Below are 15215 nucleotides of genomic sequence, written 5' to 3' on the forward strand. Positions count from 1 at the left end.
GCGCCCCGCCCCGGGCCCCTCGTCGGCCACGCTGCCCACCGCCACCACCGCCCTGACCGCCAAGGGCAGCCCCGGCGGCACCCGCCCGGCCGCCAAGAACTTGAGCGGGCTCGGCCACGACCTCGACGGCACCCTGCTCCGCCCCGGCGACGCGAACTGGACCCCGGCCCGCCGGCTCTACAACACCCGCTTCGACGGCCTGCGTCCGGCCGCCGTCGCCTACCCGGCCCACACCGGCGACATCCGCACCGTCCTCGCCTACGCCCGCGCCCACGGCATCAAGGTCGCGATCCGCAACGGCGGCCACTCCTACGGCGGTTACTCCTCCGGAGACGGCCGCCTGATCCTGGACGTCTCCGCACTGAACAAGGTGAGCGCGAGCGGCGGCCAGGCGGTCGTCGGCGCGGGCGCCAAGCTGATCGACGTCTACCGGGGCCTGGCCGCCAAGGGCGTGACCATCCCCGCCGGTTCCTGCCCCACCGTCGGCGTCTCCGGCCTGGTCCTCGGCGGCGGCCACGGCGTCGCCTCCCGCGCCTACGGCCTGACCTGCGACAACCTCACCCGGGCCACCCTGATCACCGCCGACGGCACCGAGGTCACCGCCGACGCCAAGCAGCACGCCGACCTCTTCTGGGCCCTGCGCGGCGCGGGCAACGGCAACTTCGGCGTCGTCACGGAGCTGCGCTTCCGCACCCACCCGGCCCCGAAAGCCGTGACCGCGTACCTCTCCTGGCCCTGGTCGAAGGCGACGGCCGTGGTGAGGGCCTGGCAGGAGTGGGGCCCCTCCCAGCCGGACGAGATCTGGTCCGCGCTGCACCTGGAGTGCTCCCCGGGCCGCACCCCGACCGTCTCCGTCTCCTGCTTCTCACTGGGCACCTACGGCGGCCTCCAGAACGCCATGGACCGCCTCGCCCACAGCGCGGGCGCGAACGCCTCCTCCGTCACCCTGCGCCGCCGGGGCTACGAGGAGGCCATGGAGATCTACGCGGGCTGCTCGGGCCTCGCCACGGACGCCCAGTGCCATCTGCCCGGCACCACCCCCGGCCGCTCCCCGCGCGGTGCGCTGCGCCGCGAGACCTACGCGGCCCACTCGGACTTCTTCGACCACTCCCTGTCGGCGGCGGGCATCCAGACCCTGCTGAGGCAGATCGGCGCGGTGCGCGGCGGCGCGGGCAGCATCGCGCTCACCGCGCTCGGCGGCGCCGTCAACCGGGTCTCCCCCACCGCGACCGCCTTCGTGCACCGGCGCTCACGGATGCTGGCCCAGTACATCGTCTCCTGGACCGAGGGCACCTCCGGCAACGCGGCCCGCTCCTGGCTGGACGCGGCCCACGGCGCGATGCGGCCGTACGCGTCGGGAGCGGCGTACCAGAACTACACGGACCCGACGCTCACCAACTGGCGCACCGCGTACTACGGCAGCGCCTCCGCCCGGCTGGCCGAGGTGAAGAAGAGCTACGACCCGAAGCGCTTCTTCACCTCGCCGCAGGGACTCTGAGGGGTGCCGGAGGGGGCTGACGGGGTCACAGGGGTGACGGGGGCGCGGGATGTCTGGCGACCTCGCCAGGGGCTCTGGCGGGGTCACGAGGGTTCTGACGTGGCTACAAGCTCTGGCGGGGCGTGGAAGCTTGACGGGGTCGCAGGGGCAGCCGGAACCGCGGGGCTCCGACGAAGTCGCAGGGGTCGCGGGCGGGGCGCGCGGACCTGACGGCACCACAGGGCCCGACGAAGTCGCAGGGATCGCCGGAGCCGCAGGGCCCGGCGGAGCCGCAGCCTCTCCGCCGAAGCCCCGCCGGGCTTACGCGGCCAGGTCCTTGTCGCCCGTGCCCGCCCCGGTGGACCTGCGGCCGCCGGAGAGCACGGTGCCGTCGCGGTCGCCGGGGGCCGAGCGGGCGCTCACCAGCCATCCCACGCGCGGCGAGCGCTCGATCGCCTTCATCAGCGGGGTCAGCAGGGCCGAGGCGAGCGGCGACAGCAGCAGCGCGACCGCCGTGCCCAGCGCGAAGCCGCCGACCACGTCGGTCGGGTAGTGCACGCCCATGTAGACCCGGCAGAAGCCCTCAAGGAGGGCGATCGCGATGCCCGCCAGCCCGAAGCGGCGGTTGGCGACGAACAGGCCGACGGCCATCGCCATGGTGATCGTCGCGTGGTCGCTGCAGAAGGAGAAGTCGCTCTTGCCCGCGATCAGTACGTCGAGCCCCTGGTGGTCGACGAACGGTCTGGGCCGCTCGACGAAGTTGCGGATCGGCGCGTTCACCACGACGGCGAGCGCGGCCGCGAGCGGCGCCCACACCAGCGCGGCCACCGCGGGCGCGGCCTCCCTGCCGCCCCGGCGTCGCACGCTCAGCCAGCAGCCGAGGATGAGGAGCACCATGGCGACGGGCAGCCCGTACTCGCCGACGAACTCCATGACCCGGTCGAACCAGTGCGGCGCGGCCTTCGCCAGGCCGTTGATGTCGTACAGCAGCTCGACGTCGGGGTTAGATCCGGATTCGGCGAGTACAGCCGATGCGGCGAGTACAGCCATGGTGCTGCGGCCCCTTCGTCGTCTTCCCGGCGCACCTGGTGTGCGCCGTCCGGCCCCCGTGGTTCGTAGATCCGCTTCCGCTGCTCTGGCGCACTGACGTCCGCTCGGCTACGCCAACAGGAACGCACAGCCCCTGCCGGTGCGTTCCACCCTCCACCGAATGATCACGCAGACGTTATCGAAGAGAGACTCATCGCCGCAGCTCAGGGGGGTGGTTCACGCTCTGCTCACACCTTCGTGGGAAGCGCTTTCGCGCCATCCTCGGTGACACGGGTGGCACCGAAGTACTCGGAGGTGTCGATGGGATCGAACCGGATCACGGCCCCGGTACGGGGGGCGTCGATCATATAGCCGCCGCCGACGTAGATGCCCACGTGGTGGATGGCCCGTGAATCGGTCAGGTCGTGCGAGAAGAACACCAGGTCCCCCGGGAGCAGTTGATCCCGTGACGGATGCGGTCCCGCGTTGTACTGGTCGTTGGCCACCCGGGGCAGCTCGATCCCCACGCTCGCGTACGACGCCTTGGTGAGCCCCGAGCAGTCGAACCGGCCGCCCTCCGCCGCGGTGCCGTTGCCGCCCCACAGATACGGCGTGCCGAGCCTGCTCTGCGCGAACCCGATGGCCCCGGCGGCCTGCCGGGAGGGGTCGATCCGGCTCTCGGGAGCGGCGAAGCTCTCCGACAGCGCCCGGATGCGCTTGACGTAGTTCCGCGTCTCGGAGATCGCGGGGATGCCGCCCGCCCTTATCACCCGGTACGCGCCCGCGTTGTAGGCGGCGAGCATGTTGTCGGTGGTGTTACCCGGAACGTCCTTGACGTACTTGGCCAGTTCGCAGTCGTAGGAGGCGGCCGAGGGGATCGCGTCGTCCGGGTTCCAGATGTCCCGCCTGCCGTCGCCGTTGCCGTCGATGCCGTGCGTCGCCCAGGTGCTCGGGATGAACTGCGCGATGCCCCGGGCGTCGGCCGGGCTGACGACGGTCGGGTTCCACCCGCTCTCCTGGTAGAGCTGCGCGGCGAGCAGGGCCGGGGTGAGCGCGGGGCACAGATTGCCCCACCGCTGCACGAGGTTCTGGTACGCGGCCGGCACGGCCCCCCTGGCGAGCCCCCGGCCCCCGGTGGCGACCCCGTTGGCGAGGTTCCCGCCGATGACGTACACCCCGACGACGAGCAGCATGACGAAGCCCATGCCGAGCCCTGCGGCGATGCCGCCGATCACCCATACCTTCCGCACGCCCCAACACTGCCCCACGGGCGCGCGGTTCATCGCCATTTCTTGTCGAAGTGGCGCCATTTCATGCCGCGTACGGGGCAGATGACGCTTTTACAGCCCTCGGCTCCTCGCCGGTCGGCGCCGCGTCTCCCGCCGGGGGCGGCTCCGCTCAGCCCGTCGCCGCGCTCGTGTACAGCCGGGCCGCCCCGCGCCCCAGTACGACGCTGTAGGAGACGTTCGGGGTGGAACCCCCGCGCTCGTGCCCGCCGAGCACCCCGACGACCTGTCCGTCGCCGTTGATCCAGGGGCTTCCGCTGGTGCCGCTGGTGAAGTCCGGGCAGGCGATGCGCTGTTGGGTACGGCTGTGCGCGACGGGCTTGTTGGTGCAGCTGATCGGTACCTCGCGGGAGTCGGGATACCCGGTCACGGTCACGGCGGTCGCCCCGGTGGCCGTGCCGGCGACGAACCGGTTGCCCCCGACGACGTCCTCGACCCGCTTCCCGCCCCGCGCACCGAGCCGGGCGAAGGCCACGTCACTGTCCTCGTCCCACCGCTCGGGCAGCACCCGCGCCGCGACCTTCCACACCCCGTACGGCGCCCACCCGTTCCGGTACCCCGGCACGAACACCAGGTCTCCGGGAACCCCGGCCACACAGTGCGCGGCGGTGACGACCAGATCCCGGTGCGCGCTGTGCACCACGGAGGCGGTGCAGTAGTGCCCGCCCTTCGGCCGCCCGCCCCGCCCGGCCCGGAACAGCGCCCCCACCCGCGCCCCGCGCGCCGACACCCCGGCCAGGGCCGTGACCCCGAGAGGCCCCGTCCCCTCGTCGGCGACGGCCACGGACGCCGAGGTCAGGGCAAGCATCACCACCGCCCCGAGCAACGCGGGCCGGGACGTGACCGGGATGCGAAAGCTGCGCTTCATCAGAGGTCACTGTTACCCGGGGAGGTGAGAAACCCGCTGCGACTTCTCTGAGATTTCTCTGTGAACCGCTCACCGGAATCCTGTACTCCGCCTGAACGGCGGAGCCCGGACCTCACCGTGCGGGCGCCACCGGCTCCCAGGCCACCCCCGTCAGCTCCTCCGACAGGGTCCACAGACGGCGGGCGGCCGCCGGGTCGCTGGCGGCGTGGCTGCGGCCGGCCAGGGCCGGGGCGCCACGCATCCCGCCGAGGCTGCCGGGGCCGACGTACGAGGCGCCGGGCAGGTCCTGGGTGGCGGCGTAGAGCGTGGGCAGCGCGCCGCCCCGGTCGTCCTGGGCGACGACCTTGTTGCCGATGGCCATGAAGGCCCGCATCAGCGGGTTCGCGGCGTGGCTCTGCAGGTTGGTGGCCGCGTACCCGGGGTGGGCCGCGAGGGCGCGCACCAGGGAGCCCGCCTCGGCCAGGCGGCGCTGGAGTTCCAGGGTGAAGAGGAGGTTGGCCAGCTTGGACTGGGCGTAGGCGCGGGTCGGGGTGTAGCGGCCGCGCAGGTTCGGGTTCTCGAAGTCGATCACGCCGTCGCCGCCCCGGTGGAGCTCGGAGGAGACGGTCACGACCCGGTCGGTGACGTGCGGGAGCAGCAGATTGGTGAGGGCGAAGTGCCCGAGGTGGTTGGTGCCGAACTGGGTCTCGAAGCCCTGCTTGGTCCGGCCCTCCGGGAGCATCATCACGCCCGCGTTGTTGATCAGCAGGTCCAGCGGGCCCGACCAGGCGTCGGCGAAGGCCCGTACCGAGTCCAGGTCGGCCAGGTCCAGGCGGCGCACCTCGGTGCTGCCCGCCACCCGTGCCGCGGCCGCCTCGCCCCGCGCGGGGTCGCGCACCGCGAACACCACATGCGCCCCGGCCCGGGCCAGCGCGTCGGCGGCGGCGAAGCCGATGCCGCTGTTGGCGCCGGTGACCACGGCCGTGCGGCCGCTCTGGTCGGGCAGCTGGGACGCGTTCCATGAGCGCGCCGCGCGCGCCGTTTCGCTCGTATCGGCCATGCCCTCAATGTAGGCATCGACAACAATGCTGTCAATGACAACAATGATGGCGTCGACAACAAACTGGACGCCGACAACAAAGCTGACGCCGTCAACATCGGGATACCATGGCGCCCATGCCGCGCACCCCCACAACCCGCCCGTACCACCACGGAGACCTGCGCGCCGCCCTGCTCGAGAACGCCGAACGCACCCTGCGCGAGAAGGGCGCGGCCGCTCTCTCCCTGCGCGAACTGGCCCGCGCCACCGGCGTCAGCCACGCGGCCCCCGGCCGTCACTTCAAGGACAAGCAGGCCCTCCTCGACGCCCTCGCCCTCGACGGCTACGAGCGCCTGGACCGGGCCCTGACCGCCGCCACCGCCGCCGACCCCGGCGCGCCCCTCGAACAGCGCATGACCGCCCTCGCCCGCGCCTACCTCGGCTTCGCGATCGAGAACCCGGAACTCCTCGAGCTGATGTTCGCGCGCAAGCACGAGCCCGCAGGCTCCGACCACCTCGCGGCGGCCGTCGACCGGACCCTCGGCTCCCTGACCCGGCTGTTCACCGACGCCCAGGAGCGCGGCGAGATCGTCCAGGGCGACCCCGAGCGCATCACCCTGGTCGCCGCCGCGAGCCTGCACGGCCTCGCCGCCCTCATCGCCGGCTGCGCCCTGGACGCCGACGACGCGATGACCGGCCTCGACGAGCACGTCCACCTGCTGCTGCACGGCCTGAAGCCCCGCCGAACCTGACCCCCCGTGAGAACATCGGCGCGACGCCTCACCCGACCGGCCGTCAGAAACCGTTTCAAGCCATAGAAAAGCCCAACGACGAAACCACGTCGCAGGTTTCGCACCTGCGTCGTTGCCCGGCGTGACCTGCCGTGATACACAGAGTGACCGTACGAAGTATTCGTACGAAACCCGCCAGTCAATGACGTCAAGTCGACATACGACGGCGACGTTGTCGGCGAGAATGAGGCGTGACCTCTGCACACCGCGGGGTCCTCTCGGAACTACCCATCAGGGGCGGTGACTTACATGCTCTTCGCGGCCGACAAGGGAGACATCAACACCATCATCGGCGGGATCGCTCCGGACTGGGGCCCCTTCGGCACCCTGGGCAACGAAGCGAAGGTGATGATCGAGGTGGTGATGGCCGTCGCCATCCTGCTCTGCCTCGGCATCGCGGTCTGGGGCGCGGCGAAACAGCGCATCGGCGCGACCGCGCTGCGCGACACCTTCAGCGCGGAGCAGGGCAAGGGACTCATCATCGCGGGCCTGACCGGGGTCTTCATCATCGGCTCCCTCGGCACGCTGTTCACCATCGTGTACGGCATGGCGGTCTGACGCCCCGTCTCCTCCGCCCCCGCCCCGCCCTCCCCCTCTCGTCCCATCCGCCCGTCGTGCCCACCGGCTGAGGTTGCGTTTCCCTGATGTCGAGTCACCACACCGCGCCCGCGCGGGAACCAGCACGGCTACCGTCGTATGTCTACGAGGCGGAGAGGGCGGACGCGGCATGAGTCCCGGAGACGAACACGGCTACACCGACACGGCCCGCACCCGCCTCCGCCTGCCCGAGGACCCCTACACCCACTCCCCCCGCCGCAACTCCTCCCGCGGCCTGGTCACCGTCGTCGGCGTGGTCGTCGTCCTGATCGCGGCGATCGCCTTCGCGAACCGCGGCGACTCCCCCCGGAACACCACGACGGACAAGAACACCCCCTCCGGCAACCACCCCAGCACCTCCGCCACGTCCCCGACCGGCACGGATCCGGTGGGCGCGAAGACGGGCGGGATCCCTACGGGTTACGCGCACAGCCGACAGGGGGCGGAGAGCGCGGCGGCGAACTACGCGGTCGCCCTGGGTTCGGCGGGCATGTTCGCCAAGGCCGAGCGCGACCGCATCCTCCAGACCGTCATGGTCCCTTCCAGAGTCACCCGTTCACAGTCCGACCTGGACAACGCGTACACCTCCGCCTTCAACCAGAGCCTCGGTCTCGACAAGAACGGCGCGGCCCCGGCCGGCTCCACCTTCGTCTCGCGCACCACTCCGATCGGCACCAAGGTCACCAAGGCCGGGCCCGACAACGTCACGGTCGCGGTCTGGTGCGGCGGCCTGCTCGGCATCGCGGGCGGCAAGTCCACCAACCCCGTCACCAACGACTGGTTCACCATCACCATGAACCTCCGCTGGGTCGCCGGAGACTGGAAGATCGACACGAATTCCCAGGAAGAGGGACCGGCCCCGGTCCCCGGGGACGACAAGGCGTCCGGCGCAGACGAGATGTCGAAGGCCGTCGAGGAGTACGGAGGGTTCACCTATGCCCGTTGACCGCCGCTTTCTCTGGCTGGGCGCCGTTCTCACCGCAGTCCAGACGGCCGCCGTCCTCACGGCCACCCGCGCCTTCGCCGCGCCCACCCCCACGCCGACCGGGAGCAACAGCGCGTGCGACCTGATCCACGGATCGGCCCGGGACCTGTGTGAGAGGGACAAGGGCGGCAGCGGAGGTGGGGGTAAGACCCTCACCCCCGACAACCCCCTGACATCTACCCTCGACCCCCTCTCCTCCCTAGCCAAAGGCTGTGCCGACGCCGCCTCCTGGACCATTCAGAAGCTCAGTCACGCGGTGAAGGCGACGGCGAACGTCGACTTCACGAATCAGAAGTTCCTGCAGCAGTACGCGATCGTCTTCGCGGCGTCCACGATCCTCACCCTCGTCCTGTGGCTGCTGGCCGTGGCCAAGCGGGCCGTCCGCGGCGTCCCCCTCACCACCGCCATCTCGGAGGCCGTCGGCTTCCTGTGGCTCACGGTGCTGGCCTCCGCCTTCACCCCGCTGATCCTCTACACCGTCGTCTCGGCGACCGACGGCGTCACCGACGTCCTCGCCAAGGCGACCGGCGACCAGGCGGACACCTTCTTCGGCACCTTCTCCGGCGCCCTCGACAAGGGCGACAACATCGGCGGCGGCCCGATCATGCTGATCGTCGTCTCCCTGGTCAGCATCCTCGCCGCAGGCGTCCTCTGGCTGGAGCTCGTCATCCGCGCCGCCCTGCTCTACGTCGGCGCCCTCCTCGGCACCGTCGTCTACGCCGGACTCGTCGACAAGAACCTCTGGGGCCACGTCCGCCGCTGGGCCGGGATCATGATCGCCGTCATCCTGGTCAAACCGGTCATCGTCATCGTGCTCGGCCTCGCCGGCGCCCTCTCCGGCGACAACGGCCCGGACGCCTTCGGCGCCGTCGTCTCCGGCCTCGCCATCATCCTGCTCGCCATCTTCGCCAGCGCGATGATCTACCGCTTCGTCCCCGGCTTCGGCGACGAGATCGCCGGCTCCCGCAACAACCGCATCATGCAGGGCGCCGAGAACAAGGCCGCCGCCGTCATCAGCTCCCCCGCCACCCTCGTCGCCCAGGGCATCAAGACCCACAGCACCCGCGCCGACAGCAACGCGGGCGGCGGCGGCTCCAACACGCCCCGCTCCGCCAACCCCGCCAGCGGCGGCGTGGCCGCCCACAGCGGCCGTACCCCGCAGGGCGGCGGCGCCGCGACCCCCGCGCCCCGCGCCCCCGGCCCGGCCGCGAGCCCGCACGCCGGAGACACCCGCAAGAGCAGCACCAACCGCACTGGAGGTGAAGGGCGTTGACGACCGAGTCCCATCTGTCCCATCCGGTCACGCCCCGCCGTACGTATCTCATCGGCCGGGCCCGGCCGAACGCGATCATCGGCCGGAACCGCGAGTCCGGCGAGATCGCGCTCATCGTCGTGGGCGCCTTCCTCGGCATGATGTGCGGCCTCCTCGTCCCCGCGCTCCCCCTGCGGATCGCGCTGCTGACCGGCTTCCCGATGCTCGCGCTCGCCGCCGTCTACGTGCCGTACAAGCGCCGTACCTTCTACAAGTGGTTCGAGATCAACCGCAGTTACAAGCGCACCGTCAAGCGCGGCGCCGTCTACCGCTCCGCCGTCATGGAGGCGGGCACCCGTCTGGACGGCCGCGAGGTGGAGATCGGCCCGCCCCCGGGCATCGGCCGCATCAACTGGCTCGCCGCCCCCTTCGGCCCCGACGAGATCGCCGTACTGCTGCACGCCGACCGCAAGACCGTCACCGCCGCCATCGAGATCGAGGGCCCCGGCGTCGGCCTGCGCGACTCCGAGGACCAGGAAGCCCTCGTCGACCGCTTCGGCACCCTCCTCAAGCACGTGGCCAACGGCGACGGCTTCGTCACCCGCATCCAGATGCTGGCCCGCACGCTGCCCGCCGACCCCGACGCCCACGCCAAGGACGTCGCCCTGCGCGGCGACGTCCGCTCCCCCGACTGGCTCCAGCAGTCCTACGACCAGCTCCAGTCCATGGTCTCCACCAGCAGCGAGCAGCACCGCGCCTATCTGGTCGCCTGCATGAGCTACAACCGCGAACTGGCCTCCGAGGCCCACGCCATGGCCCGCGCCGCCCGCCCCCAGGCTGGCCGCAGGCTCGACCGCGACGCCGGACTCGCCATCGTCATGGCCCGCGAGCTGACCGACATCTGCTCGCGCCTGCAGGAGGCCGACATCCGGGTCCGCCAGCCGCTCGGCCAGAGCCGACTGGCCTCCCTCGTGCACTCCATGTACGACCCGGACCACCCCATCGACCACATCCAGGCCATGACCCGGCGCAACGCCTGGCCCGCCGAACTCGACGCCATGGAGCCCACCTACCTCCAGGCCAAGACCCGCGAGTCCTCGACCCGCGCCCCCTGGTGCCACGCCACCGCGTGGGTCAAGGAGTGGCCGATGACCCCCGTCGGCGTCAACTTCCTCGCCCCGCTGCTCGTCCACACCCCGGACGTCATCCGCACGGTCGCCGTCACCATGGACCTCGAACCCACCGAGGTCGCCATCGAGCGCATGCTCACCGAGAAGACCAACGACGAGGCCGAGGCCTCCCGCGCCGCCAAGATGAACCGCACCGTCGACCCGCGCGACATCGCCGCCCACAACCGCCTCGACCAGCGCGGCGAGGACCTCGCCAGCGGCGCGGCCGGCGTCAACCTCGTCGGGTACATCACCGTCTCCGCCCGCTCCCCGGAGGCCCTCAACCGAGACAAGCGCACCATCCGGGCCTCCGCGGGCAAGTCGTACCTGAAGCTGGAGTGGTGCGACCGCGAGCACCACCGCGCGTTCGTGAACACCCTCCCGTTCGCCACCGGCATCCGATAGGTAGGGGCTCTCCATGCGGGATCCGCTGTCCGCCGTCACCGACGCCTTCACGTCCTTCCTGTTCGGGAAGGTCGAGACCACCCGCCTCCCGGTGCGCACCTCCACCGGCCAGGCCCAGGCGGTCTACCTGCCCACCGCGGCCCCCGGCCTCGGTGACTCGGGCGTCATCATCGGCCGCGAGGTCTACTCCGGGAAGGGGTACATCTACGACCCCTTCCAGCTCTACGGCCAGCAGCTCCCCGCCCCGCACTGGCTCGTCCTCGGCGAGTCCGGCAACGGCAAGTCGGCGCTGGAGAAGACATACGTCCTGCGCCAGCTCCGCTTCCGGGACCGCCAGGTCGTCGTCCTGGACGCCCAGGGCGAGGACGGCGTCGGCGAATGGAACCTCATCGCGGAGGAGCTGGGGATAACCCCCATCCGGCTCGACCCGACCGCCGCCCTCAACCACGGCATCCGCCTCAACCCGCTCGACCCCGCGATCACCACCACGGGCCAGCTCGCGCTGCTCCGCACGATCATCGAGGTCGCCATGGGCCACGGCCTGGACGAACGCGCGGGCTTCGCCCTCAAGGTCGCCCACTCCTACGTCAACGAGACCGTCGTCGACCGCCAGCCGGTCCTCATGGACATCGTCGAGCAACTGCGCCACCCCGAGCCGGAGTCGGCCGAGGCGATGAACGTCGCCCTGGACGACGTACGCGCCTGGGGCCTGGACGTCGCCCTGGTCATCGACCGCCTGGTGGACGGCGACCTGCGCGGCATGTTCGACGGCCCGACCACGGTCGGCATCGACCTGGACGCCCCGCTGATCGTCTTCGACCTCTCCCACATCGACCGCAACTCCATCGCCATGCCGATCCTCATGGCGATCGTCGGCGTGTGGCTGGAGCACACCTGGATCAGGCCCGACCGCAAGAAGCGCATCTTCCTGGTCGAAGAGGCGTGGCACATCATCAACAGCCCGTTCGTGGCCCAGCTGTTCCAGCGGCTGCTGAAGTTCGGCCGCCGCCTCGGCCTCTCCTTCGTCGCGGTCGTCCACCACCTCTCCGACGTGGTAGACGGCGCCGCCGCCAAGGAGGCCGCCGCGATCCTCAAGATGGCCTCCACCCGGACGATCTACGCCCAGAAGGCCGACGAGGCACGGGCCACCGGGCGGGTCATCGGACTGCCCCGCTGGGCCGTCGAGATCATCCCGACGCTCACCCCCGGCATCGCCGTCTGGGACGTCAACGGCAACGTCCAGGTGGTCAAACACCTGATCACCGAGACCGAACGCCCCCTGGTCTTCACCGACCGCGCGATGACCGAGTCCTCCAGCGAGATGTCGGCCGACGACGCGCTGTTCGCCGCCGAACTGGAGGCCGAGCGACGGGCGGCCGCCTTCGTGGAACAGCACCTGGGCGACTCCGAGTCGACGGTCGCGTAGAACAACCGGCGGTGGCGTCGGCGGAAAGGGCGGGGGAGCACGCGTGAGAGCGGACGACCGAGGCGGCCGGGACGCGGGGGCACAGGCCCGGGGCGGCGTCCCCGACGGCCTGCTCCTGGGCCTGCTCGCCTTCCTCCTCGGCATGACCCTGCTGGTGTGGACGGCGACGGGCCTCGGCGCCCTCTTCTCCAGGGGCGCCTGGCCCGACCCGCTCGCCTTCACCCGCACCCCGCTCGCCATGCGCCACCTCATCGGCGACCCCCACGACATCGCGGGCGCCTGGCCCGGCACCCCGCCAGGACAACTCCCCGGCTGGGGGCTGTTCTGGGGCCTGTTCATCGGCCAGCTGATGATCCTCTTCGTCCTCGCGGTCTTCGTACTCGGCACCTTCGCCCGCTGGCGCGCGGGCAGAACCCGAAGGGCCACCGAGACACCCGCCCCGCCGACGCACGAGGTCCCCGCCCAGCCGTACGAGGCCCCCGCCCCGGCCCACGAGATCCCCGCACCCGCCCCGGTCCCCGTACCGCGCCCGGAGCCCCCACAGCCCGCCCCGCCGCTCCCGGAAGCCCCCGTGGCGCCCCCCGCAGCCCCGCTCCCGGCCCTGAGCCCCGTCTTCTACGGCAGCCCCCAGGAACGCCACGCGGCGGCCCTCCAGGCCCTCCAGGACGCCCCCGGAGCCGCCGTGGTCGTCACCTCCGACCCGGCGCTGTGGGCGGACACCAAGGACGCCCGCGCCAAGCTCGGCCCGACGCTCCTCTACGACCCCACCCACCGCTGCGACACCCCGGCCCGTCTCCACTGGTCCCCCACGGCGGGCTGCGAGGACAAGGCGACGGCACTGGAGCGCGCGACGGCCCTCCTGGCCCCCGTACGCCCCTCGGCGAAGATCGACCAGGCGGTCGCGGACACCGCCGTCACCCTGCTGCGCAGCTGTCTGCACGCCGCCGCGCTGGACGGCCGCACGGTCCGCCACGTCCACCGGTGGGCCCAGGGCACCCAGATCCAGGACGCGGTACGCGTCCTGCGCACCCATCCCAAGGCCGCGCCCGGCGCCGCGGGCGAACTGGAGGCCGCGCTCACCGCGCACCCCGACCGCCGGGACATCGCCCAGGAACTGACCGGCCGTGCGCTCTCCGCGCTCACCACGGTCAACGTCCGCGAGTCCTGCACCCCTCACCGAACCGACACGCTCGCCCTGGATTCCTTCGTCCACGAAGGGGGCACGCTCTATGTGGTCGGTGAAACCATCGAGGACCCCCGGACCAGCCCGGGCGCGATGCCCCTGCTGACGGCCCTCGTCTCCAGCGTGGTCGAGCACGGCCGGCGCATGGCCGAACGGTCATCCTCCGGTCGGCTCGACCCACCACTCACCCTGGTCCTCGAGGACGTGGCGGCCGTCGCCCCCGTCCCCCAGCTCCCCGCCCTGCTCGCCACCGGCATCGCCCAGGGCCTCGACACCCGGGCGCTGCTCCGCTCCCGCGAACAGGCCAGGGCCCGCTGGCCGCACGAGGAACTAACGGTCTAGGGCGAACTCCAGCTCGTGGGCCTCCTCGTCCTTGGAGAAGGACAGGACCAGCCCGGTGGGCCCGAACCCGGCCTTCAGGTAGGCCTTCTGCGCCCGCTCGTTCTCCTCGTGCACGAACAGCCGCACCCGCTCGGCCTCCTGCTCCCACGCCCACGCCACACCGGCCTCCAGCAGGGCCTGGATCAGTCCGTTGCCCCGGTGCCCGTCCCGCAGGAACACCCCGACGACATGCCCCTGCCGCCGCTCGACCGGATGCCCCGACCAGTCCATCGTGCCCGGCTGCTCCATGAGCACGGTCACCGACCCGACCCAGCTCCCGTCGGCCGCCTCGGCGACGAACTGCCGCCCCCTGATGGCCCCTTCCGCCGCCATCTCGGCCCGGTCCTGCCAGAACCGGTCCTCCTTGGCGACGGCACTCTCGTACGTGTCCAGGAAGGCGAGCGGAGCCACGGGATCCCGCAGCGCGTCGAGCCGCAGCCCCTTCACCCGCTCCCACTCGTCGGCGCGTATCCCCCGGACCACATATCCAGCGACATCCACAGTGCTCATGCGCTTCACGCTAGTACCGGCTCCCCGATCCCTCCCAGCGAATTACCCCAGCTTGCCCGCGAGTTGTCAGTGGTCCGTCCTAGGGTGCCCCCATGACCACACTCTCCGACCGGCCTCAGACGGCCGTCCTCGTCATCGACGTCCAGAACGGCGTGGTAAACGGCTCCCACGACCGCGACGGCGTGATCGCGAACATCAACACCCTGATCGAGAAGGCCCGCACGGCCGACGTACCAGTGATCTGGGTCCAGCACTCCGACGCCGGTCTCCCGAAGGACAGCAAGGAGTGGGAGTACGTCCCCGAGCTGAAGCGCCGCGACGACGAGCCCCTGATCCACAAGCTCTACGGGGACTCCTTCGACGACACCGACCTGGAGTCGGTCCTCGCCGGCCTCCGGGTGGGCCATGTGATCGTCACCGGCGCCTCCACAGACATCTGCATCCGCTCGACCCTGCACGGCGCGATCGTCCGCGGGTACGACACGACGCTGGTCGCCGACGCCCACACCACGGAGGACCTGAGCCAGTACGGCGCCCCGACCCCGGATCTGGTCATCGCCCACACCAACCTGTACTGGAAGTTCCACAACGCACCGGGCCGCGAAGCCGACGTCGTGAAAACGGCGGACATCGCTTTCTGAAAAAGGCCCCGAAACAAAAAGGGTCCGGAACGCAGAAAACCCCCGCACCAATCGGTGCGGGGGTTTTCCCTAAAATTTGTTCGGCGGCGTCCTACTCTCCCACAGGGTCCCCCCTGCAGTACCATCGGCGCTGTGAGGCTTAGCTTCCGGGTTCGGAATGTAACCGGGCGTTTCCCTCACGCTATGACCACCGAAAC

General features: G+C 71.3%; 14 protein-coding genes and 1 rRNA gene. 9 read left to right on the top strand and 6 right to left on the bottom strand.

Features of this window, described 5'->3' with window-relative positions; genetic code table 11:
• A partial coding sequence (locus tag GTW40_RS22990) for an FAD-binding oxidoreductase (protein ID WP_161182087.1) occupies positions 1-1498 on the top strand: 1498 nt, incomplete at its 5' end.
• A 300-nt stretch (positions 1499-1798) separates the two neighbouring features.
• Here GTW40_RS22990 and GTW40_RS22995 read toward each other — a convergent pair.
• The 4 genes from GTW40_RS22995 to GTW40_RS23010 form a co-directional block, all read right to left on the bottom strand.
• The gene (locus tag GTW40_RS22995; protein WP_161182088.1) at positions 1799-2527 is read right to left on the bottom strand and encodes a phosphatase PAP2 family protein; all 729 of its coding nucleotides are present in this window, start codon (positions 2525-2527) and stop codon (positions 1799-1801) included.
• Positions 2528-2754: 227 nt separating this feature from the next.
• Complete coding sequence (locus tag GTW40_RS23000; RefSeq protein ID WP_272919032.1) at positions 2755-3711, bottom strand: bifunctional lytic transglycosylase/C40 family peptidase; 957 nt, start codon at positions 3709-3711, stop codon at positions 2755-2757.
• Between the two features lie 193 nt (positions 3712-3904).
• Complete coding sequence (locus GTW40_RS23005) at positions 3905-4660, bottom strand: serine protease (protein ID WP_161182090.1); 756 nt, start codon at positions 4658-4660, stop codon at positions 3905-3907.
• Positions 4661-4772: 112 nt separating this feature from the next.
• A complete protein-coding gene (locus GTW40_RS23010; protein ID WP_161182091.1) occupies positions 4773-5699 on the bottom strand; it encodes an oxidoreductase in 927 nt (308 codons plus the stop codon).
• Between the two features lie 116 nt (positions 5700-5815).
• On the opposite strand from GTW40_RS23010, the gene GTW40_RS23015 reads away from it, so the two are divergent.
• The 7 genes from GTW40_RS23015 to GTW40_RS23045 all read left to right on the top strand — a co-directional run bounded on the left by GTW40_RS23015 (position 5816) and on the right by GTW40_RS23045 (position 13828).
• Positions 5816-6430, top strand: a complete 615-nt coding sequence (locus tag GTW40_RS23015) for a TetR/AcrR family transcriptional regulator (protein WP_237525637.1) — start codon at positions 5816-5818, stop codon at positions 6428-6430.
• 288 nt (positions 6431-6718) lie between these two features.
• Complete coding sequence (locus tag GTW40_RS23020; RefSeq protein ID WP_018548503.1) at positions 6719-7027, top strand: hypothetical protein; 309 nt, start codon at positions 6719-6721, stop codon at positions 7025-7027.
• A gap of 169 nt (positions 7028-7196) precedes the next feature.
• A complete protein-coding gene (locus GTW40_RS23025) occupies positions 7197-8012 on the top strand; it encodes a hypothetical protein (RefSeq protein ID WP_161182093.1) in 816 nt (271 codons plus the stop codon).
• On the top strand, positions 8002-9324 hold the full coding sequence (locus tag GTW40_RS23030) for a hypothetical protein (protein WP_161182094.1): 1323 nt from the start codon (positions 8002-8004) through the stop codon (positions 9322-9324). The genes GTW40_RS23025 and GTW40_RS23030 overlap by 11 nt, the downstream gene beginning before the upstream one ends.
• On the top strand, positions 9321-10877 hold the full coding sequence (locus GTW40_RS23035; RefSeq protein WP_161182095.1) for an SCO6880 family protein: 1557 nt from the start codon (positions 9321-9323) through the stop codon (positions 10875-10877). Before GTW40_RS23030 ends, GTW40_RS23035 begins: the two co-directional genes overlap by 4 nt.
• A gap of 13 nt (positions 10878-10890) precedes the next feature.
• Positions 10891-12303 carry an ATP-binding protein gene (locus GTW40_RS23040; RefSeq protein ID WP_161182096.1) on the top strand — a complete coding sequence of 471 codons (1413 nt, stop codon included), beginning with the start codon at positions 10891-10893 and terminating at the stop codon, positions 12301-12303.
• Between the two features lie 43 nt (positions 12304-12346).
• Positions 12347-13828, top strand: coding sequence for a type VI secretion protein (locus GTW40_RS23045; protein WP_161182097.1), 1482 nt, complete (start codon positions 12347-12349; stop codon positions 13826-13828).
• Here GTW40_RS23045 and GTW40_RS23050 read toward each other — a convergent pair.
• On the bottom strand, positions 13817-14377 hold the full coding sequence (locus GTW40_RS23050) for a GNAT family N-acetyltransferase (RefSeq protein WP_202486297.1): 561 nt from the start codon (positions 14375-14377) through the stop codon (positions 13817-13819). The genes GTW40_RS23045 and GTW40_RS23050 overlap by 12 nt on opposite strands.
• A 92-nt stretch (positions 14378-14469) precedes the next feature.
• Here GTW40_RS23050 and GTW40_RS23055 point away from each other — a divergent pair, with 92 nt between their 5' ends.
• A complete protein-coding gene (locus GTW40_RS23055) occupies positions 14470-15018 on the top strand; it encodes an isochorismatase family protein (RefSeq protein ID WP_161182098.1) in 549 nt (182 codons plus the stop codon).
• 78 nt (positions 15019-15096) lie between these two features.
• On the opposite strand, the gene rrf is transcribed toward GTW40_RS23055, so the two are convergent.
• Positions 15097-15213, bottom strand: a 5S ribosomal RNA gene (gene rrf, locus GTW40_RS23060).
• Positions 15214-15215 lie beyond the last annotated feature (2 nt).

The sequence above is a fragment of the Streptomyces sp. SID4985 genome (genome assembly GCF_009863025.1).
In the GTDB taxonomy this organism is placed as follows: Bacteria; Actinomycetota; Actinomycetes; order Streptomycetales; family Streptomycetaceae; genus Streptomyces.

Bases quoted from the DNA above. Each gene is read 5' to 3' on its own strand.
- GTW40_RS22995 (WP_161182088.1), bottom strand. From the start codon at position 2,527: ATGGCTGTACTCGCCGCATCGGCTGTACTCGCCGAATCCGGATCTAAC.
- GTW40_RS23000 (WP_272919032.1), bottom strand. From the start codon at position 3,711: ATGGGCTTCGTCATGCTGCTCGTCGTCGGGGTGTACGTCATCGGCGGG.
- GTW40_RS23005 (WP_161182090.1), bottom strand. From the start codon at position 4,660: ATGAAGCGCAGCTTTCGCATCCCGGTCACGTCCCGGCCCGCGTTGCTC.
- GTW40_RS23010 (WP_161182091.1), bottom strand. From the start codon at position 5,699: ATGGCCGATACGAGCGAAACGGCGCGCGCGGCGCGCTCATGGAACGCG.
- GTW40_RS23015 (WP_237525637.1), top strand. From the start codon at position 5,816: ATGCCGCGCACCCCCACAACCCGCCCGTACCACCACGGAGACCTGCGC.
- GTW40_RS23020 (WP_018548503.1), top strand. From the start codon at position 6,719: ATGCTCTTCGCGGCCGACAAGGGAGACATCAACACCATCATCGGCGGG.
- GTW40_RS23025 (WP_161182093.1), top strand. From the start codon at position 7,197: ATGAGTCCCGGAGACGAACACGGCTACACCGACACGGCCCGCACCCGC.
- GTW40_RS23030 (WP_161182094.1), top strand. From the start codon at position 8,002: ATGCCCGTTGACCGCCGCTTTCTCTGGCTGGGCGCCGTTCTCACCGCA.
- GTW40_RS23040 (WP_161182096.1), top strand. From the start codon at position 10,891: ATGCGGGATCCGCTGTCCGCCGTCACCGACGCCTTCACGTCCTTCCTG.
- GTW40_RS23050 (WP_202486297.1), bottom strand. From the start codon at position 14,377: ATGAGCACTGTGGATGTCGCTGGATATGTGGTCCGGGGGATACGCGCC.
- GTW40_RS23055 (WP_161182098.1), top strand. From the start codon at position 14,470: ATGACCACACTCTCCGACCGGCCTCAGACGGCCGTCCTCGTCATCGAC.